Source organism: Burkholderia sp. MSMB1072, from assembly GCF_001524725.1.
GTDB lineage: Bacteria > Pseudomonadota > Gammaproteobacteria > Burkholderiales > Burkholderiaceae > Burkholderia.
Map to the genome: position 1 here is coordinate 189,022 of NZ_LOYC01000030.1, position 19,539 is coordinate 208,560.

Below are 19,539 nucleotides of genomic sequence, written 5' to 3' on the forward strand. Positions count from 1 at the left end.
CGACCATGTCCGACAACGCCTCCTCCACCGTGATCCGCCGCGCCGACTATACGCCGCCGGCCTTCCTCATCGATGCCGTTGCACTCGAATTCGATCTCGCGCCGGCCCGCACGATCGTCAGGAATACGATGCGCGTGCGCCGCAATCCGGACGCCGCGCCCGCGCCCCACCTGGAACTGATGGGCGAGGCGCTCGAATTCCTCGGCGCGCGGCTGGATGGCGCGCCGCACGGCGCGGTGCGCGCGCACGAACACGGCCTGACGGTCGAGAACGTGCCCGAGGCGTTCGAGCTGACGCTCGAAAGCGCGTGCGCCCCCGATCAGAATACGACGCTGTCGGGCCTCTACGTGTCGAGCGGCAACTTCTTCACGCAGTGCGAAGCCGAAGGCTTTCGCCGCATCACCTACTTCCTCGACCGCCCCGACGTGATGGCGTCGTACACCGTCACGCTGCGTGCCGACAAGGCCGCGTACCCGGTGCTGCTGTCGAACGGCAACCTCGTCGATTCGGGCGACCTGCCCGACGGCCGCCACTTCGCGAAATGGGAAGACCCGTTCCGCAAGCCGAGCTACCTGTTCGCGCTGGTCGCGGGCAAGCTCGTCGCGATCGAGGAAACGATCACGACCGGCTCCGGCAAGGAAAAGCTGCTGCAGGTGTGGGTCGAACCGGCCGATCTCGACAAGACGCGCCGCGCGATGGATTCGCTGATCCACTCGATCCGCTGGGACGAAAAGCGCTTCGGTCTCGAGCTCGATCTCGACCGCTTCATGATCGTCGCGGTCGGCGATTTCAACATGGGCGCGATGGAAAACAAGGGGCTCAACATCTTCAACACGAAGTACGTGCTGGCGAACCCCGAGACCGCGACCGACACCGATTTCGCGAACATCGAGTCGGTGGTCGGCCACGAGTACTTCCACAACTGGACCGGCAACCGCGTGACCTGCCGCGACTGGTTCCAGTTGAGCCTGAAGGAAGGCCTGACGGTGTTCCGCGACCAGGAATTCTCGGCCGACATGGCCGCGGGCGACGACGTCGAATCGGCGGCCCGCGCGGTGAAGCGCATCGAGGACGTGCGCGTGCTGCGCCAACTCCAGTTCGCCGAGGATGCCGGCCCGATGGCGCACCCGGTGCGCCCGGAGAGCTACGTCGAGATCAACAACTTCTACACGATGACGGTCTACGAGAAAGGCTCGGAAGTCGTGCGGATGTACCAGACGCTGTTCGGCCGCGACGGCTTCCGCAAGGGGATGGATCTCTACTTCAAGCGCCACGACGGCCACGCGGTGACCTGCGACGACTTCCGTCACGCGATGGCCGACGCGAACGGGCGCGACCTCGCGCAATTCGAGCGCTGGTACAGCCAGGCCGGCACGCCGCGCGTGTCGGTGCGCACCGCGTACGACGCGTCCGCGCGCCGTTATACGATCACCCTCGCGCAAGGCTACGGCGACGCGTCGCCGGCCGCGCGCGAAACGCAGCAGGGGCCGCTGCTGATTCCGTTCGCGATCGGCCTGATCGGCCGCGACGGCCGCGACCTGCCGCTGCGTCTGGACGGCGAAGCCGCCGCATCGGGCACGACGCGCGTGCTCGAGTTCACCGATACCGAGCAGACCTTCACGTTCGTCGACGTGCCGGAAGCGCCGCTGCCGTCGCTGCTGCGCAACTTCTCGTCGCCGGTGATCGTCGAGTACGACTACAGCGACGACGATCTCGCGTTCCTGCTCGCGCACGACAGCGATCCGTTCAACCGCTGGGAGGCCGGCCAGCGCCTCGCGACACGCGCGCTGCTGACGCTCGCCGCACGTGCCGCCGCCGATGCGCCGCTCGCCCTCGGCGAGAATTTCGTCGCGGCGTTCCGTCGCGTGCTGACCGATGAAAGCCTGTCGCCGGCATTCCGCGAACTCGCGCTGACGCTGCCGTCGGAAACCTATCTCGCCGACCAGATGGCCGAGGCCGACCCGGCCGCCGTGCATCGCGCGCGCCAGTTCGTGCGCCGCCAGCTCGCGAGCGCGCTGCGCGCCGACTGGCTCGCCGCATACGAACGGCACCAGACGCCCGGCGCCTATGAGCCGACGCCGGAAGCCTCGGGCCGCCGCGCGCTGAAGAACCTCGCGCTCGCGTATCTCGCCGAACTCGACGATCCGGCCGATGCTGTGCGCCTCGCCACGGCCCAGTACGACGCGGCGAACAACATGACCGATCGCGCGGCTGCGCTCGGCGCGCTGCTGTCCGCGGCCGCCGCGGGCGCGAACGGGCCGGCCGAGCACGCGCTCGACGACTTCTACCGTCGCTTCGAGAAGGAGGCGCTCGTGATCGACAAGTGGTTCGCGATGCAGGCGGCGCAACGCGGCACGCCCGCGCAGCCGACGCTCGCGAAGGTGCGCAAGCTGCTCGCGCACCCCGCGTTCAACCTGAAGAATCCGAACCGTGCGCGCTCGCTGATCTTCAGCTTCTGCGCGGCCAACCCCGCGCAATTCCACGCGGCGGACGGTTCGGGCTACGCGTTCTGGGCCGAACAGGTGCTCGCGCTCGACGCGATCAACCCGCAGGTCGCGGCACGCCTCGCGCGCTCGCTCGAACTGTGGCGCCGCTTCACGCCGACGCTGCGCGACCGGATGCACGAAGCGCTCGAACAGGTCGCCGCCGGCGCGAAATCGCGTGACGTGCGCGAGATCGTCGAGAAAGCGCTCGCGTAAGTCGGGCGATCGACGCTGTCGCGTCCGCGCGATCGAGCCGGCGCCGCCCGACGCGGCGCCGGCTTTTTTATTGCGCGTGCCCGTCCTGAAAGCAGACGCACGCGCGGGGTCGGACCGCGCGGCGTCCCTGCGTCGCGATGCGCGCCCCACCCGTCATCGCCACCCGACCCATACCCGATTCGGCGGCCCGGCCATGTAACCGGACGAAAAAAGCCGGCGGCATCGGAAGCGCGGCGGGTAAAATTGCGGCCATTCAAGGATTCTTTGGCCTTTCGGAGTCTGTCATGTCCATTGCCCGCCGCACCACGCTGTCGAAGTTCCTGATCGAACAGCAACGTGAGACCAACAACCTCCCCGCCGACCTGCGCCTGCTGATCGAAGTCGTCGCCCGCGCGTGCAAGGCGATCAGCTACAACGTGTCGAAGGGCGCGCTCGGCGAGGCGCTCGGCACCGCCGGCAGCGAGAACGTCCAGGGCGAAGTGCAGAAGAAGCTCGACATCCTGTCGAACGAAATCCTGCTCGACGCGAACGAATGGGGCGGCAACCTCGCCGCGATGGCGTCGGAAGAAATGGAGACGTTCTTCCCGATCCCGGCGAACTACCCGCGCGGCGAATACCTGCTCGTGTTCGATCCGCTCGACGGCTCGTCGAACATCGACGTGAACGTGTCGATCGGCACGATCTTCTCGGTGCTGCGCTGCCCGGACGGCAAGCAGGCGACCGAAGAATCGTTCCTGCAGCCCGGCACGCAGCAGGTCGCGGCCGGCTACGCCGTCTACGGCCCGCAGACGGTGTTCGTGCTGACGACCGGCAACGGCGTGAACTGCTTCACGCTCGATCGCGAAGTCGGCTCGTGGGTGCTCACGCAGAGCAACATGCAGATCCCGGCCGATACGCGCGAATACGCGATCAACGCGTCGAACGCCCGCCACTGGTACGACCCGGTCAAGCGCTACGTCGACGAACTGAACGCCGGCAAGGACGGCCCGCGCGGCGACAACTTCAACATGCGCTGGATCGCGTCGATGGTGGCCGACGTGCACCGGATCCTGAATCGCGGCGGCATCTTCATGTATCCGGCCGACAAGCGCACGCCCGATCGTCCGGGCAAGCTGCGCCTGATGTACGAAGCGAACCCGATGTCGTTCATCGTCGAACAGGCGGGCGGCGCCGCGACGACCGGCACGCAGCGCATCATGGAAGTGCAGCCGACCGGCCTGCACCAGCGCGTGCCCGTGTTCCTCGGCTCGAAGAACGAAGTCGAGCGCGTGACCGGCTATCACGACGAAGCAAAATAATTGCACTGCAGCACTGGACGGAGGCGCGAGACATCAGTACAATCGCGCCTTCGCGATGTGGCCCTAACGGGTCGCGTCGCAGTGAAGTGAAAGCGGAAAGTCCGCCGGATCGAGGGTTTCGCGAAGCAGCCGCAGCAAGCTGAAAAAATTTCGCAAAACCTATTGCCAAGATCGCGGATTTCACCATATAATTTCATTTCTCTGCTGCCGGTGTAGCTCAGTTGGTAGAGCAGCGCATTCGTAATGCGAAGGTCGTAGGTTCGACTCCTATCTCCGGCACCAAGACATAAAGGTCTGACAAGCATCGCTTGTCAGACCTTTTCTCTTTTCCGGCGCCGAAATCCTGAAGTCGTTCGACGACGCCCCTCCCGATCGCCGCTTACGCCGCGCGCGATCACATGCGCGTTCGGCAACCGCGCACGTAGCCTTGCTCGTTGCCGATCGTCGCGTCAGCCGTTCTCCACACAACCTCGCTGACGCATCGACACGACGTTTCCACGCACGCGACGGCCACCAGCGATCGCATCGCCCCTCGCGGTGCGCAGCGTCACGGTCTGCGCGGCGGCCATGGCGACGATGGCCAACTGGCCGACCTCGACGGCGCACTCAACGGCACCGTCCATCTCGGGCTCGGGCGCGACGCACGCACCGACGACATGGCCGCCACGGTTGATCTCCCGCTCCACCGCACACCACGACCGAATCCCGTCCTTCAGGATACCGAACGATGACGGACATCGGATATGAGCGCCCTACGCCGATCCGCGCCACACGATGCCCCGGATCGGCGAAGCGGCGAGTCGTGCCGCCTCGCCCGTTTTGCACTGCTTTCGATCGAGGCGATCGGCGATGCGCGACGGTCGCGCGACTGATTGCGACGCAGCCGACGGACTCCAGCGGCGGCCAATCCTTACAAATCCATTTCGCCAAACGTGGGCGCACGAATCGTGCCCTACGCAGACAAATCCCCCTTGGCAAATCTGCTTAAGGGTGCATAACATTACTTAACGATCCTGACCCGTCTATCGCGTTACATTGCGTGGGCGGCGCGGCGGTCGCAGCCGCTTTCAGTTTTTCGGCGTGCGGCAGCCGACGCGCGGTCATTTCGACTCAACCCCAAGGAGAGGACCACCATGACTCATGGCTTGATTATGTGGCTCATCATCGGCGCGATCGCCGGCTGGCTTGCCGGCTTGCTCGTGAAGGGCGGCGGCTTCGGGCTGATCGTCGACATCATCGTCGGCATCGTCGGCGCGGTCATCGGCGGGTGGCTTGCCGGACTGCTCGGCATCAGCATCGGCAGCGGCTTCATCGGCTCGGTGATCGTCGCGGTCATCGGCGCGGTGATCCTGCTGTTCGTGATCCGGCTATTCAGGCGAGCGGCCTGACGTTTCTCTCCCCACGCGCCTTCGGGCGCGTTTTCGCATCGGGCCGGCGCGCGGCCGGTTCGCCGCGCGCCGCCGGCTCGGTCAGCGCTCCGTTTGCTGCCGCCAACCATCGAGCACGCCGGCCGCCAGCAATCCCCTTCGCGCCCGATCGATACGGTGCGCGGCATCCCCTCTTCATCCCGCATCGAGCGGCATCGACCACGATACGTAACCGCACGCCGGTCCGGGCTCGTCGCGAGCTTCGGGCGATTGTCGGCGCGCGTGTAGATCCGCTCCGGCACCGTGTAGACGGTGACGGGCGCGGACAGCGTGCGGCCCGCATCGTCGCGTGGGTCGACGACATGAGCACCGTCTACCCAGGCGACCCAAAGCGGGCACCGCGCGTCGTCGAACGCGGCGCCGGTCGCGAGCGGCTGCTTCCTGCGCAGACGCGGCCTGCATGCTCATATGCGCGGCGACCGGATCGGCGGCCCCGGCCCACCGTGCGCGCCGGCGGGTGACAGCGCCGCCAACCACGGCGCACGGTCTGCCGCGAACGATTTCACAGCGACCATTTCAGTTCTCCATAGAAAGTGCGGCCCGGATACGGGTGGAATGTGTAGTAGCGGCGGTCCGTCAGGTTGTCGATGCCGGCCGACGCGCTCCAGTGACGATCGAAGCGGTAGCGCGCCTTCAGATCGACGACCGTGAACGAACTCGTCCCGCCGTAGACGTCCGGATTCACGTCGCTGTTGTCGAGCGTGTTGAACTGGCGTCCCGAATAGCGCACGCCGACGCTCGCGAGCCAGTGCTCGTCGAAGCGATACGACGCGAGCAGGTTCGCGCGCATGCGCGGAATGCGCGGGAAACGCGAACCGACGTAGGCCGGGTTCGCGGCATCGGCGAGAATCTGCGCGTTGCTCGCCGATACGTTCGCATCGACGTTGAACCCGCGCAGCCCGACGTTCTCGCCGCTGAACGCGAGTTCGACACCGCGTACGCGTACGCGGTCGACGTTCGAGATGTTCGTGACGGTCGTCGCGCCCGACACCGTCGTCTGGCTGTAGATCGAATCGCGCAGGTCGCTCTGGAACACGCTGGCACGCACGACGCCGACGCCCACGTCGCGCTCGGCGGTGAAATCCCAGTCGATCGCCTTTTCCGGCCGCAGGTTCGGGTTGTTGTTGACGATCGCGTTGTTCGAAATCGTGCCCTGGAACAGTTCGCCGACCGTCGGGAATCGCGTGCCGGTCGCGAACGACAGCCGGAAACGCCAGACCTCGGTCGCATCCCACTGCAGCGCGACTTTCGGCGACAGCGCATTCGCGCTGCGGTCCGCATAGCCGAGCGTGCCGTTCGCGTTGCCGAGCGCGCCGCCGTACGCATCCCAGCGCTCGTAGCGCAGCCCGAGCGTCGCCAACCAGCCCGGCGCGAAACGCCACGTGTCCTGCCCGAACAGCGCCTGCGTGCGCGTGTCGCCGCGATAGACGCTCGCGAGCGACGTGGTCGGCCCGGCCAGCCAGTCAGCCGTGTTGTACGTGACGTTGCGCAGGAAGTAGTTGTCGTAGTGATAGCCGAACGTGAACGCATGCCCCCTCACTTCGGGCGCCTCCGCCTTCAGGTCGAGCGTGCGCCAGCCGGTGCCGTCGCCCTGGAACAGCGTGCCCGCGCCGCCCTGCACGGTCGAGGCCGCGCGCAGCACGTCGCGCGAGACGTCGTACGCGGACACGACGCCCGACAGCCGCCAGCCGGAATCGAGCCGGCCGTTCAGCCCGAGCGCATACAGCCAGTTCTCCTGGTCGCCACGCTGCGGCGCGAAGGCGTTCGGCGCGACGGTCATGTTCCGGCCGCCGATCGACACGTTGCCGCCGTAGACCGGATGGCCGGCCGCATCGCGCAGGAAGGTCTCGCCGTGCTGCCGGTAATGGTTCTCCCAATGCCCGAGCGTCAGCGTCGCATCGACATGATCGGTGAACGCATAGCCCATCCGGACCGTCTCGTTGAGCTGCTCGGTCCGCTCGATCGTCTGTGCGCCGACGATCGTCCGCGGCTTGCCGTTGGGTCCGATGTCGGTCGCGGCGCCCGTCACGGGCACGGCGGCGCCCAGTTTCGGGTTGTAGGCCGAATTGGGGCTCGCATACTGCATCGGCTGTCCGTCGTTCTCCAGCCGGTCGAGCGACAGCGCGAACCAGAACCGGCCGACGCGGTTCGCGATTCGCGCGGTCTGATGATTGCCGCCGAAGCTGTCCGCGAACCCGTAGCCGTCGTGGTAGCGCTGCGTAAAGAACTGCGTCGACAGCGACGCCTCGAGCCGTTCCGGGCGGCGCGTGGTGAGCAGCACGGTCGAGCCGATCGCATTGCCCGGATACAGCGCGGAAAAAGGGCCGTAGAGCACATCGACGCGCGCGATGTCGTCGGGCGGAATCAGCGACCAGCGCGGCGGATACGCATAGCTCGACCCGAGCAGGTTCGACAGCAGCACGCCGTCGGCATAGACGAGCCCGCGCGCGCTCTGCAATTCGTTGAAGTCGCGGCCCGCGAATATGCTGTTGCGGTCGCCGATGTAGCGCTTGCGGACCATCAGGTTCGGCGCGTACTTCAGCGCGTCCTCGGTGGTGACGTTGGTGTGCGCATCGATCTGCTCGCGCGTGATCGACGTGACGACGGCCGGCGTGTCCGGGTCGACCGGTTGCCGTTGCGCGGTCACGCTGACGGCGGTCAGCGTATCGCCGGCCGGTGCGGCCGACGCAGCGACGCCAGCGGCAGCCGGTGCGGCGGTGGCGGGACGGCCGACGCCACCGCTGCGGGCGGCTTCGGCGCGTCCATCGTCCATCGAAGCCGCGTGAGCGGCCGGCCATGCGAAAGCGGCCGCGCATGCAAGCGCGAGCCGGCCGCGCGACGGTCGCGCGGCAAGAGTAGACGACATGAGTGAGTTCCTGAAAACGTGATCGGACGCCGCCGGACACGAGCGCGCGAGCCGCGCACAAACGGCGCGACGCGCGGACCAGGGCCGCGGGCGGCTCGCGCGCCACCGGGGCGCGCGGACGACATCAATCAGACCGGAACGTTTTCAGGCGGGGCGCGCGGCTGCGCGAGACGGATGCCCTTGCGGCGCACATCGGCAACGATCGGCGCGGCTATCCGATACGCGAACGTGCGCACGAAGCCCGGCATCGCGGGCAGGCTCGTACCCAGCGCGACGTTCGCCGCGAAGCCGGGGCAGTACACGCAATGCGGGACGCCGGCATGGTCGAACGACGACGTGTCGCGCTCGTCGCCCGCTTGCGCGAGCACGACCTGACGGGCGCCCGCTGCACTGCACAACTCGAGCGTGAGCGCGCCGCCGGAGCCGCTCGACGCGAGACGCGCGTAGCCGACGACGGGCGACAGTACGTTCAGTACCAGCGCCAGCCATACGAGGCCGATCCATCGCGTCGTTCGTCTCATCGCGGTCCAGAAAAAAGTGCGCGCAAGTATAACAAGCAGTCCGATTGTTGCCGATTGTGCAGCGTGCAATACCGGGCATCGCACTGCGCGTCTGAGCGCATGTGCCGTTAATACAACAGAGACAAAATCTAACGATTCGCCGCTGGCATAAATCCGAGCGCGAGGTTGATAATCATTGCACCTGCTGGAGAAACGATCATGGACGAAAGACCAACTCGCATGCCCCCGCCCGAGCAAGTGATGAGCCCGGATCCGGAACCCGTCGGCGTGGAATTTCTCGCCGAATTGCCCGAGCACGTTCGGGCATTCTTCGACGAGCAGCACAAGCTGTACGCGCCGAAGTGAACGTCAGTTCGGTTCTGTAACCGCCACGTGTCGATCATCGTTATCGTGCGGTTCATTCGTGCGCTTCGCGCGCAATTCGCCTCGCACCCGGGCCGCAACAGCCTGACGGTGCCGGATCAGGTCGCCGGCTGATTCTCCTGTCGCGACGCTGCGCCGCGCGACTGTCTTCGTCTATCCTTCTGGTTTTCCACGTCCGGCCCGCCCGGCTCTCCCGATCGTTCCGATGAAGCAAGCCATTCGTGCCAGCCTCGCTGTCGCCGTGCTCGGCGTCGCCCTCTTTTCGTCTCCTCATATCGCCCGTGCAGACGGCGACGACACCGCCCTCACCAACGTCGTGGCGCTCGCGTCGCAGCGCCTCGCGCTCGCCGAACCGGTCGCGCGATGGAAATGGGCGAATCACAAGGCCATCGAGGACGGGCCGCGCGAAGCGGCATTGCTCACCGCAGTCGAAAAACGCGCCGTCCAGGCCGGCGTCGATCCCGCATTCGCCCGCATGTTCTTCGAGGATCAGATCACCGCCAGTAAGGACGTGCAGAACGCACTGTTCGCGACCTGGCGCACGACGCGGCCGCCGGAAGGCACGCCGCCGGATCTCGCGACCAGCACGCGCCCGGCACTCGATCGGCTGACGCAGAAAATGCTCGCCGGTCTCGCGCAGGTCGCCCCGCTGCGCGATGCGCCCGACTGCCAGGCGCGGCTCGCGCGCAGCATCGCAAACTGGAAGACGCTCACGCGCTACGATTCCACGCAAACGCAGGCGCTCGATACCGCGCTGTCGCATGTGTGCGCCGCCGGCGGAGCCAGCGCGATCGGCTGACGCGGCCGGCGCGGATCGCGCCGTGGCGCTCAGTGCGCCGGCGTCAGTGCCATGAGCGGAATCACTTGCAGGCCGCGCGCGAGATGCGTCTGCAGCAGGCGATGAGTGAAGGGTTCGAACCCGCCACCCGCCGCGTCGGCCACCAGCCGCGCGGCTGCATCGAGCGATTCCGCCGAACCGAGATAGCACCAGCCGTCGATCACATGAAACAGGCGACGCTCGCCGCTCGCCTCGAACGCGACAGCCCCCTCGAACGGCCAGGGCGCACCGCCCCCGCGAGCGGCGTCGGCCGCCGGGCGCCGGTTGTACGACGGGCGCAAGCGGGCGATCCATTGCGCTTCGGCAAGCATCGCCCCCAGCTCGTTGCCGGTCTCGCGCCATTCGACGCGGCGCACCTGCTGCGCCAGCCGCATTTCCTTCGACGAGCGGCGCTCGCCGGTCAACAGCGCGCGCAGCCGCTGCCGTACGCGCACGCTGCGGCCGACATACAGCGCTTCGTCACGCTCGCCGAAGAGCGCATACGCGCCACACCCTGCCGGCGCGGTATCCAGCCAGGCCTCGGTCAGGTCGCCGCCCAAACGGAAGTGGCGTGTCGTCCGCGCGATCTGGTCGCGCAGCCGCTCGAGCGGCACGATGTCGTGCAGTTGGCGCCAGAACTGCCAGAGCAGGTCGGCATCGGCCAGTGCCCGGTGGCGCGCGGCCGGAACGAGCCCATGCCGCTCGATCAACGCATCGAGCCCGTGCCGCGATTCGCGCGGAAACAGCGCGCGCGACAGCCGCACCGTACAGAGCACATCGGGATTGAACGCCAGGCCGGTACGCTCGAATTCGGCGCGCAGGAAGCCGCGATCGAAGCTCGCGTTGTGCGCGACGAACAACTTGCCATCGAGCCGCTCGAACAGCGCCGGCGCGAGCGACGCGAACGTCGGCGCATCGCGCACCATCGCGTCCGAGATGCCCGTCAGTTGCTGGATGAACGGCGGAATCGCCTGCCCCGGATTGACGAGGCTCGTCCATGTCGACACGCCGAGCGGCCCGATTTCGACCACGCCGATTTCGGTGATCCGGTGGTCGGCGGACGAGCCGCCGGTGGTTTCAAGGTCGACGAAGACGAGCGGCTGCTCACTGGCGGGATCGGACGGACGGGAATCGGACATGAAAAGACAAGGAAACGATGCTTTCATGAGTATGCACCGGCATGCGTACTCGCGGCCAGCCCGGGCCGGTTCGTTCCGTCCCCGGAAAACAAAAAGCCCCCGCGATGCGGGGGCCGGACGTGATCGGCAATGCGAGGCGCGTCAGACCGCCTGGATATTCGCTGCCTGCTTGCCTTTCGGCCCGACTTTGACGTCGAACGAAACACGCTGGTTTTCCTTCAGCGTCTTGAAGCCTTCCATCCGGATTTCGGAAAAGTGCGCAAACAAATCTTCACCGCCATTGTCCGACGTAATAAAGCCAAAACCTTTAGCATCGTTAAACCATTTCACGATACCGGTATCCATGTCTTCGTTCCCCACTCGATAAGATCAAAAAAGCTATTTTTATAGCCGTTTCCCGAAATCCCGAAACATCGCGCCAGCACCCGTACCAGCATGCCGCCCGAGGACGGAGTGCTGACTTTATAAATTGGACAATCCGGGTGCGTCAAGAAAATTTTTAGCGATCGCTTTCTCGAAAAGGCGCTAATACCACTGGAATCGGTACACCGTCGCCTTTGATTAATTGATGCGCATCAAAAACCTGTCAATATTACCGGGACCGGATCATCATTAATGCGAGGCGTGAAATTCCTACCGGGGACAAATCGATTCGGTAAAATCCTCGGGTTTTTTCCGGGTTGCAGAAATCCGGGGACGTTGCGATCCTGAATCAACGCCGAAAGGAAGGAGAGGGTCATGTGGTTGGACGGAATCATGCGCTTCGCGAGCCGACTCGGGCGCGTACGTCGCAAGTCCCGCGCCTTGGCCGAGTCCGCGCGCGAAGCGCCGTGCGATACCGAATTCGATACGACGTGGCACGGCGATCACTGGCAGAACCTGCTCGCATCGCCTCTGGATGCCCGTCACTACGTGATGGAAGACTGGACCTACACGCCGCCGCCGATCGAAGCAGAAGACGCCGCGCCTGCGGGCAAACGCAAGCGCCGCTCGTACACGCCGTAGCGCACCGGGCAGCGGGACAAAAAAAAAGCGCGACTGGGAAGTCGCGCCGACAAAGGTTTGGAGATCTTTTCCGTCAACGAAAAAGTCTGCTTCGGAAAGCAGAGATTGCAGTATAGCGAGAGAACTACCTTTCATTATCCATGCCCCACACAAACCTCTATTGCCGATGTGTCAATAATCGCGCTATCGCGACTCCCGCCCGCTGCTGATCGTCTGTCGCAATCTCGCAACGCCCGCTCGGCAGTCCTGATCGTCACTTCCCTTCGCTGCACTGCCGCAAACCCTTACTGGGCAACCGTTTGCGCGGTTTTTCTGATTTTTGCGGATTCCAAAATACATTATTTCTTAAAGCGTAAGACACCCCTGCTCCGCACACTCCGTACACTGCAGACGGCTTTCTGATAAGCGCACCGCCGTTCTGCCGGACCGGCTACAGCGTCAAGCAAAACACGGCCAGTCTGCCGCAGGTTCGATCGACATCATCGTGTTTGGAGACATATCCATGAAAAAAACCCTGATCGTCACCGCGTTGTCGGGCGTGTTCGTTACCGCAGCCCATGCTCAAAGCAGCGTGACGCTGTACGGCCTGATCGATGCAGGCATCACCTACACGAACAATCAGGGCGGGCACAGCTCATGGTCGGAACGCAGCGGCCAGATCAATGGCAGCCGCTGGGGCCTGCGCGGCACGGAAGATCTCGGCGGCGGCCTGAAAGCAATCTTCGTACTGGAAAACGGCTTCAACATCGCCAACGGCACGCTCGGCCAGAACGGCCGCGAATTCGGCCGCCAGGCGTTCGTCGGCCTGTCGCAAGACCAGTTCGGCTCCGTCACCCTCGGTCGCCAATACGATAGCGTCGTCGACTACATCGGGCCGCTGTCGCTGACCGGCACGCAATTCGGCGGCACCCAGTTTGCCCACCCGTTCGACAACGACAACCTGAACAATTCGTTCCGGATCAATAATTCGGTCAAATATACGAGCGTCAATTTCGGCGGCCTGAAGTTCGGCGCGTTGTACGGCTTCTCGAACAGCACCCAGTTCTCGAACAATCGCGCATACAGCGCGGGCGTGTCGTATTCCTACGCCGGCTTCAATATCGGCGCCGGCTACCTGCAGTTGAACAATGACATCTCCGGGCTCACGTCGGCTGCGGTGACCAACAGCGCCGGCGCGGTGGCAGGCGACAACACGTTCGTCGGCAAGCGTCAGCGCGTGTTCGGCGGCGGCCTGAACTACACGTTCGGCCCGGCCACGGCCGGCTTCGTATTCACGCAATCGCGCGTGAACCGGGCGCTCGGCATCTCTGCGGGTGCGTCGGGCGTGTCGAACGGCCTGGCTCTCGACGGCACGTTCGCCCGCTTCAACAACTACGAAGTCAACGCACGCTACGCGCTCACGCCGGCCTTGTCGCTGGCCGGGTCGTACACGTACACCGCAGGCTTCCTGGACGGCCGCCATCCGGGCTGGAATCAATTCAACCTGCAGACCGACTATGCGCTGTCCAAGCGAACCGACGTGTATGTACAAGGCGTGTATCAGCGAGTCAGCACGGACGGCCTGGGCCTCGGCGCCTATGTCAATGGTCTCGGCGGCGCTTCGTCGACCAACAAGCAGATCGCGGTGACCGCCGGCCTGCGTCACCGTTTCTGACCGGAGCGGCTTCGGCACAAAAAGCGCCTCGCGAGGCGCTTTTTTTTTCGGGAAGGGAAGCAGGTCTCGCGGACGGCCGGACGGCCCGGCGCAGCGCCGACCATGCGGTTCACGTCCGGCTGTCCGCGGCCGGGTAACGCACATCGAGGATATCGATCGGCTGCGGGCCGGCCGGCGTCATCAGCGTGACGGTATCGCCGATCCTCGCCTTGATCAGCGCGCGTGCGACCGGCGAAATCCAGCTGACGCAGCCGCGGTCGAGATCGACCTCGTCGATCCCGACGATCGTCACCGTGTGATCCTCGCCGTCCGGCGTCTCGTAATCGACCGTCGCGCCGAAGAACACCTGATCGACGTTCTCCTGCCGGCTCGCGTCGACGACTTCCGCGAGGTCGAGCCGCTTCGTCAGGAAGCGGATCCGGCGGTCGATCTCGCGAAGCCGCCGCTTGCCGTAGATGTAGTCGCCGTTTTCCGACCGGTCGCCGTTCGACGCGGCCCACGATACGAGCCGCACGACCTCGGGACGCTCGACGTCGATGAGGTTCAGCAGCTCGTCGCGCAGCCGCTTGTGGCCGGCCGGCGTGATGTAGTTCTTCGCGCCCGCCGGAATCGCGGGTTGAGCCTGGTCGAGATCGTCGTCGTCACCGTCCGACTCTTTGACAAACGCCTTGTTCATGATGCAGATTCAACGTGAATGACCGATCCCCCAAGGGTACACGAAGGGCGGCCGACCGAGGCCATGCTGCCTTATTCGCGAATAAGGCTTCCCTTTTTATACGACTCTGCTATACTTCCGCTTCTGCGTGCGGCTGTAGCTCAGTTGGATAGAGTACTTGGCTACGAACCAAGGGGTCGTGGGTTCGAATCCTGCCAGCCGCGCCACTTTTTCGAGGGCCTTCCCAACCGAAGGCCCTTTCAGTTCGAAGCAGTAGAAGTTTGTTTTTGCGTGCGGCTGTAGCTCAGTTGGATAGAGTACTTGGCTACGAACCAAGGGGTCGTGGGTTCGAATCCTGCCAGCCGCGCCACTTTTTTGGGGGCCTTCCCATCGCAGAAGGCCCCGACAGTTGAAGCAGTACCGTTTTGCGTGCGGCTGTAGCTCAGTTGGATAGAGTACTTGGCTACGAACCAAGGGGTCGTGGGTTCGAATCCTGCCAGCCGCGCCACCTTAAAAGGGCTTTCCTCCGGGAAAGCCCTTTTTCTTTTTGCGCTCGCCTTCCCTCGCTCGCGCCATCGGCCCGGGCGCCCTCGGCAAAGCGCCGGCAACGTCGGCCGCACGTTCGGCAGCCCCAATGAAAACGGCGGCCATAGGCCGCCGTCCGTCGAGTTCGCCCGCCCCGGCGCGTCGGCGTCAGTAATCCTGCCGCTCGCGCTCGATACGCATGCCGCCGTCATGGCGCGCGTGCGCACCGTCGTCGGTCGAACGCTCGCGCATGATCCGCATCACGTCCGGATTGGTTCTCACGCGCCGCATCACGTTCGCGAGATGCACGCGGTCGCTGACCTGGATCACGAAGCGCAGCACCGTCGATTCGTGCGTCAGATCCTCGTCCATCGCGATATGGACGATGTTCGCGTCGGCCGACGTGATGTCCGCCGCGACGCGCGCAAAGATGCCCTTCGTGTTCTTCACGAGCGCCTTCACCGCGACATCGAACAAGCGGCCCGGCTGCGGCGCCCACTCGACGTCGATCCAGCGCCCCGGATCGCGGCGATGGATGCGCTGCGCGACACGGCAATCCGTCGTATGAATCGCCATACCCAGACCGATGCCGATGTAACCCATGATCGCGTCGCCCGGAATCGGCCGGCAGCAGGCGGACAACTGCACGGACATCCCTTCGGTGCCGGTGATCACGACCGGCGGCGCGTGATGCGCAGGATGCCGCTCGGACTTCGGGAGATCGTCGTCCGCGTCGCGGCCGCTCATCAGCACCTCGATGCGCTTGGCCATCACCGCGGCGACGCGACGGCCGAGGCCGATGTCCGCGAAGATCTCCTGGCGGCTCTTGTTACCCGTCCACTGCACGAGCTTCTCCCACACTTCCGGCTCGATATCGGCCAGCGAGAGACCATAGACCTTCAGGCTCTGGTCGACGAGCCGCTCGCCCAGTTGCACGGACTCGTTCAGGCGCATCGTCTTCAGGTAGTGGCGAATCGCCGAGCGCGCCTTGCCGGTACGCACGAAGCCGAGCCACGCGGGGTTCGGCTTCGAATACGGCGCGGTGATCACCTCGACGATGTCGCCGCTCTTCAATTCGGTGCGCAGCGGGAGCAGCTCGTTGTTGATCTTCACGGCCACGCACTGGTTGCCGAGATCGCTGTGGATCGAATACGCGAAATCGAGCGCCGTCGCGCCGCGCGGCAGCGCCATGATCTTCGACTTCGGCGTGAACACGTAGACCGCGTCGGGGAACAGGTCGATCTTCACGTGCTCGAGGAATTCGCTCGAATCGCCAGCTTCGCTCTGGATGTCGAGCAGCGACTTCAGCCACTGATGCGCGCGCTTCTGCACGTCGCTGAGATCCGCGCTGCCGTTCTTGTACAGCCAGTGCGCGGCGACCCCCGCCTCGGCGATCTCGTGCATCTTGCGCGTGCGCACCTGGAACTCGATCGGCGCACCGAACGGGCCGACGAGCGTCGTGTGCAGCGACTGATAGCCGTTGATCTTCGGGATCGCGATGTAATCCTTGAACTTGCCGGGCACGGGCTTGTACAGCGCGTGCAGCGCGCCGATGCACGTGTAGCAGTCGAGCGGGCTGTCGACGACGACCCGGAAGCCGTACACGTCGAGCACCTGCGAGAACGACAGTTGCTTGTCGCGCATCTTGCGGTAGACGCTGTAGATGGTCTTCTCGCGGCCGGTGATCTCGGCGTCGATCTTCGCGTCGGCCATCGCGCGCTGCGCGGCCTCGAGGATCTTGCTGATCACTTCGCGGCGGTTGCCGCGCGCGGCCTTCACGGCCTTCTCGAGCGTCGCGTAGCGATGCGGGTTGAAGTTCGCGAAGCTCATGTCCTGCAGCTCGCGATACGTGTTGTTCAACCCGAGCCGGTGCGCGATCGGCGCGTAGATGTCGAGCGTTTCGCGTGCAACGCGACGGCGCTTTTCCATCGGCACCGCACCGAGCGTGCGCATGTTGTGCAGGCGATCGGCGAGCTTGACGAGAATGACGCGCACGTCGCGCGCCATCGCGAGCAGCATCTTGCGGAAGTTTTCCGCCTGCGCTTCCTCGCGGCTGCGGAATTCCATCTTGTCGAGCTTCGACAGGCCGTCGACCAGCTCGGCGACCTTCGGGCCGAACCGCTCGGCCAGCTCGTTCTTGGTCACGCCCTGGTCTTCCATCACGTCGTGCAGCAACGCGGCCATCACGGCCTGCGCGTCGAGCTTCCAGCCGGCGCAGATTTCCGCGACGGCGACGGGATGGGTGATGTAGGGCTCGCCGCTCTGGCGATATTGACCGAGGTGGGCTTCGTCGCTGAAGTGGAACGCCGCCTTGACCTCTTTGATTTCGTCCGGAGCGAGATATTCGGCAAGCACGGCCGTCAGTTTCGCGATCGAAACGACGCCGTGCTTGCGCGGCTGCTCGGGCGTGGCGGTCGGCCCGAACAGATGCCGGAAGGACTGTTCGAGGACCGCGTCGATGTACTGGCGCGCAGGCGACTGGGCCGGGGCTTCGGTGGTCGGATCCGCGGAGGCGGACGATGGGGTGGTGCTCATATTCGCCTCCAGGTCGAGTCGTTGCGCGCGTGGACTACATGGCTGGAACGGGCCGGATGCGCGTTACACCGGCACCTTCTTCAGCATCTCGACGCCGACCTGGCCGGCGGCGATTTCGCGCAGCGCGACGACGGTCGGCTTGTCGCGGCTTTCGATTTTCGGCGTATGGCCTTGCGCGAGCTGCCGCGCGCGATAAGTGGCGGCGAGCGCCAGTTCGAAGCGATTCGGGATTTGCTTCAGGCAGTCTTCGACGGTAATGCGAGCCATGTTGGTAATTCCTTCTGAATATAGTCCTTATTCTACCTTATGTCCCTCGTGCCCCGCGTCATTCCGCGTGGGGCAGATGGATGCCGAGCTCGATGAACAGCTCCGTGTGTCGCGCGTACTGCGAAGCAAAACGCAGGCGCGTCGCCGCGACGATGCATTCGAGTTCGGCGAGCGCACGCTCGAAATTCTCGTTGATCACCACGTATTCCGCTTCCGACGCGTGCGCGATCTCGCTGCCGGCGGCCAGCAGGCGTCGCGTGATCACGTTCGGTTCGTCCTGGCCGCGCTTCTTCAGGCGCTCCTCGAGGGCATCGAGCGACGGCGGCAGGATGAAGATGCCGACCGCGTTGCGGAACTGCTTCTTCACCTGCAACGCACCTTGCCAGTCGATTTCGAGCAGCACGTCGTGGCCGTTCTTCATCTGCTCTTCGATCCAGACGCGCGACGTGCCGTAGTAGTTGCCGTGCACTTCCGCGCTCTCGAGGAATTCGTGCGCCGCGTGACGCGCGCGGAAATCCTCGACGGTCGTGAAGTGGTAGTGCTGGCCGTCCTGCTCGCCCAGGCGCGGCTTGCGCGTCGTGTACGAGATCGACAGGCAGATGTCGCTGTCCTTCGACAGCAGCGCATTCACGAGCGTCGACTTGCCGGCGCCCGACGGTGCGACGACCATGAACAGGTTACCGGGATAGACGCCGCCATGCAGCGAATGCGACGCGTGGCCGTCGCGATGGGATTCGGTCATGTTGCTTTTACTCCAGGTTTTGCACTTGCTCGCGCATCTGCTCGATCAGCAGCTTCAGCGCCATCGACGCGTCGGCGAGTTCCTTCGCCGCCGCCTTCGAGCCGAGCGTGTTCGCTTCGCGATTCAGTTCCTGCATCATGAAGTCGAGACGCTTGCCGACGCGGCCGCCCTTCTCGATCACGTGACGCGTTTCGTTCAGGTGCGCGGTGAGCCGCGACAACTCTTCCGCGATGTCGATCCGGATCCCGTACATCGTCACTTCCTGACGGATGCGCTCCGCGGCTTCCTCGCGCGTGACGACCGTCGAGCCGCCTTCGGGCGCCGCGAGGCCGAGCGCTTCCTGCAGCCGCTCGACGATCTTCTGTTGATGCTTCGCGATCAGCTCCGGCACGAGCGGCGTGATGCGCGCGACGATCGCTTCCATCTCGGTGACGTTCGACAGCAGCATCGTCGCCAGTTGCGCGCCTTCGCGCGAACGCACGACGACGAGCTCGGCGATCGCTTCCTTGCCGCATGCGAGCACCGCGTCGCGGATCGCGTCGGCCGACACCCCGCTCTCGGCGAGCACGCCGGGCCAGCGCAGGATTTCGCCCGCGCGCAGGCGGCCGACGCCCGGGAACGAATCGAGCACCGCGCGTTCGAGCTCGGCAAGCTGGCCGAGCGCCGACTGATTCAGCGCACCCGCGCCGATCCCCTGCTCGCCGCGCTGCAGGTTGATGCGCACATCGACTTTGCCGCGCGACAGCTTGTTCATCAGCATTTCGCGCAGCGCGGGTTCGCACGCGCGCACGTCGTCCGGCATCCGGAAATTGAGATCGAGGAAGCGCGAGTTCACGGTGCGCAGTTCGACCGACACGCTGGTGCCGCCGTTGCCGGTGGCCGTCGCGAGTTCGCGCGTCGCGCTCGCGTAGCCCGTCATGCTGTAGATCATGGTTCGTCTCGCCGTCTGGTGCCCTCGCGGGCGGGGAATACATCGAGGCGCCCGGCGCATCGAAAGGCGCGGGGCGGGAAGCGCGCATTATCCCA

17 protein-coding genes, 4 tRNA genes and 1 pseudogene are annotated in these 19,539 nt (G+C 65.2%); 11 read left to right on the plus strand and 11 right to left on the minus strand.

Annotated features, from left to right (window positions below; all coding sequences use genetic code 11):
* Window positions 1-5 precede the first annotated feature (5 nt).
* The 3 genes from pepN (at window position 6) to WS89_RS14225 (ending at window position 4,279) form a co-directional block, all read left to right on the plus strand.
* Window positions 6-2,699 carry an aminopeptidase N gene (gene pepN / locus WS89_RS14215; RefSeq protein ID WP_059791564.1) on the plus strand — a complete coding sequence of 898 codons (2,694 nt, stop codon included), beginning with the start codon at window positions 6-8 and terminating at the stop codon, window positions 2,697-2,699.
* Window positions 2,700-2,983: 284 nt separating this feature from the next.
* Window positions 2,984-3,997 (plus strand): class 1 fructose-bisphosphatase, encoded by a 1,014-nt coding sequence (locus tag WS89_RS14220; RefSeq protein WP_006485729.1) that lies wholly within the window; start codon window positions 2,984-2,986, stop codon window positions 3,995-3,997.
* Between the two features lie 206 nt (window positions 3,998-4,203).
* Window positions 4,204-4,279: transfer RNA gene (locus tag WS89_RS14225), tRNA-Thr, on the plus strand.
* A 167-nt stretch (window positions 4,280-4,446) separates the two neighbouring features.
* Here the strand turns inward: WS89_RS14225 and WS89_RS14230 are convergent.
* A complete protein-coding gene (locus WS89_RS14230; RefSeq protein ID WP_059791565.1) occupies window positions 4,447-4,683 on the minus strand; it encodes a hypothetical protein in 237 nt (78 codons plus the stop codon).
* A gap of 447 nt (window positions 4,684-5,130) precedes the next feature.
* Here WS89_RS14230 and WS89_RS14235 point away from each other — a divergent pair, with 447 nt between their 5' ends.
* A complete protein-coding gene (locus WS89_RS14235; RefSeq protein WP_006476609.1) occupies window positions 5,131-5,385 on the plus strand; it encodes a GlsB/YeaQ/YmgE family stress response membrane protein in 255 nt (84 codons plus the stop codon).
* Window positions 5,386-5,565: 180 nt separating this feature from the next.
* Here the strand turns inward: WS89_RS14235 and WS89_RS34650 are convergent.
* The 3 genes and pseudogenes from WS89_RS34650 to WS89_RS14245 all read right to left on the minus strand — a co-directional run.
* A pseudogene (locus WS89_RS34650) lies at window positions 5,566-5,939 on the minus strand (exo-alpha-sialidase); the annotation flags it as partial.
* The gene (locus WS89_RS14240; protein WP_059791567.1) at window positions 5,927-8,290 is read right to left on the minus strand and encodes a TonB-dependent receptor; all 2,364 of its coding nucleotides are present in this window, start codon (window positions 8,288-8,290) and stop codon (window positions 5,927-5,929) included. The pseudogene WS89_RS34650 and the gene WS89_RS14240, both read right to left, overlap by 13 nt.
* Before the next feature lie 128 nt (window positions 8,291-8,418).
* Window positions 8,419-8,811, minus strand: coding sequence for a DUF2946 domain-containing protein (locus tag WS89_RS14245; RefSeq protein WP_059791569.1), 393 nt, complete (start codon window positions 8,809-8,811; stop codon window positions 8,419-8,421).
* A gap of 198 nt (window positions 8,812-9,009) precedes the next feature.
* Here WS89_RS14245 and WS89_RS34210 point away from each other — a divergent pair, with 198 nt between their 5' ends.
* Complete coding sequence (locus tag WS89_RS34210) at window positions 9,010-9,156, plus strand: hypothetical protein (RefSeq protein WP_006476612.1); 147 nt, start codon at window positions 9,010-9,012, stop codon at window positions 9,154-9,156.
* A 223-nt stretch (window positions 9,157-9,379) separates the two neighbouring features.
* Window positions 9,380-9,973: a chorismate mutase gene (locus WS89_RS14250; protein ID WP_059791571.1), complete on the plus strand. Its 594-nt coding sequence runs from the start codon at window positions 9,380-9,382 to the stop codon at window positions 9,971-9,973.
* 29 nt (window positions 9,974-10,002) lie between these two features.
* Here WS89_RS14250 and WS89_RS14255 read toward each other — a convergent pair whose 3' ends face one another.
* Window positions 10,003-11,130 carry an exonuclease domain-containing protein gene (locus WS89_RS14255; protein WP_059499960.1) on the minus strand — a complete coding sequence of 376 codons (1,128 nt, stop codon included), beginning with the start codon at window positions 11,128-11,130 and terminating at the stop codon, window positions 10,003-10,005.
* A 141-nt stretch (window positions 11,131-11,271) separates the two neighbouring features.
* Window positions 11,272-11,475: a cold-shock protein gene (locus tag WS89_RS14260; protein WP_059499959.1), complete on the minus strand. Its 204-nt coding sequence runs from the start codon at window positions 11,473-11,475 to the stop codon at window positions 11,272-11,274.
* 393 nt (window positions 11,476-11,868) lie between these two features.
* Here WS89_RS14260 and WS89_RS14265 point away from each other — a divergent pair, with 393 nt between their 5' ends.
* Both WS89_RS14265 and WS89_RS14270 read left to right on the plus strand, forming a co-directional pair.
* Window positions 11,869-12,135 carry a hypothetical protein gene (locus WS89_RS14265; protein WP_034206682.1) on the plus strand — a complete coding sequence of 89 codons (267 nt, stop codon included), beginning with the start codon at window positions 11,869-11,871 and terminating at the stop codon, window positions 12,133-12,135.
* Window positions 12,136-12,637: 502 nt separating this feature from the next.
* Window positions 12,638-13,789 carry a porin gene (locus tag WS89_RS14270; protein ID WP_059499958.1) on the plus strand — a complete coding sequence of 384 codons (1,152 nt, stop codon included), beginning with the start codon at window positions 12,638-12,640 and terminating at the stop codon, window positions 13,787-13,789.
* A gap of 109 nt (window positions 13,790-13,898) precedes the next feature.
* Here the strand turns inward: WS89_RS14270 and greB are convergent, their stop codons facing one another.
* The gene (gene greB / locus WS89_RS14275; protein ID WP_059499957.1) at window positions 13,899-14,465 is read right to left on the minus strand and encodes a transcription elongation factor GreB; all 567 of its coding nucleotides are present in this window, start codon (window positions 14,463-14,465) and stop codon (window positions 13,899-13,901) included.
* A gap of 129 nt (window positions 14,466-14,594) precedes the next feature.
* Between greB and WS89_RS14280 the strand changes: the two genes are divergently transcribed.
* From WS89_RS14280 to WS89_RS14290, 3 genes are all read left to right on the plus strand, one after another.
* Window positions 14,595-14,671 (plus strand) — tRNA-Arg (locus tag WS89_RS14280).
* Window positions 14,672-14,737: 66 nt separating this feature from the next.
* Window positions 14,738-14,814, plus strand: a tRNA-Arg gene (locus WS89_RS14285).
* 61 nt (window positions 14,815-14,875) lie between these two features.
* Window positions 14,876-14,952: transfer RNA gene (locus tag WS89_RS14290), tRNA-Arg, on the plus strand.
* A 185-nt stretch (window positions 14,953-15,137) separates the two neighbouring features.
* On the opposite strand, the gene WS89_RS14295 is transcribed toward WS89_RS14290, so the two are convergent.
* From WS89_RS14295 to WS89_RS14310, 4 genes are all read right to left on the minus strand, one after another.
* Window positions 15,138-17,504 (minus strand): RelA/SpoT family protein, encoded by a 2,367-nt coding sequence (locus tag WS89_RS14295; protein WP_059499956.1) that lies wholly within the window; start codon window positions 17,502-17,504, stop codon window positions 15,138-15,140.
* 63 nt (window positions 17,505-17,567) lie between these two features.
* On the minus strand, window positions 17,568-17,771 hold the full coding sequence (gene rpoZ / locus WS89_RS14300) for a DNA-directed RNA polymerase subunit omega (protein ID WP_006025620.1): 204 nt from the start codon (window positions 17,769-17,771) through the stop codon (window positions 17,568-17,570).
* Window positions 17,772-17,829: 58 nt separating this feature from the next.
* A complete protein-coding gene (gene gmk, locus WS89_RS14305) occupies window positions 17,830-18,513 on the minus strand; it encodes a guanylate kinase (protein WP_059791573.1) in 684 nt (227 codons plus the stop codon).
* Window positions 18,514-18,520: 7 nt separating this feature from the next.
* The gene (locus tag WS89_RS14310) at window positions 18,521-19,444 is read right to left on the minus strand and encodes a YicC/YloC family endoribonuclease (RefSeq protein ID WP_059791575.1); all 924 of its coding nucleotides are present in this window, start codon (window positions 19,442-19,444) and stop codon (window positions 18,521-18,523) included.
* Between the last annotated feature and the right edge of the window lie 95 nt (window positions 19,445-19,539).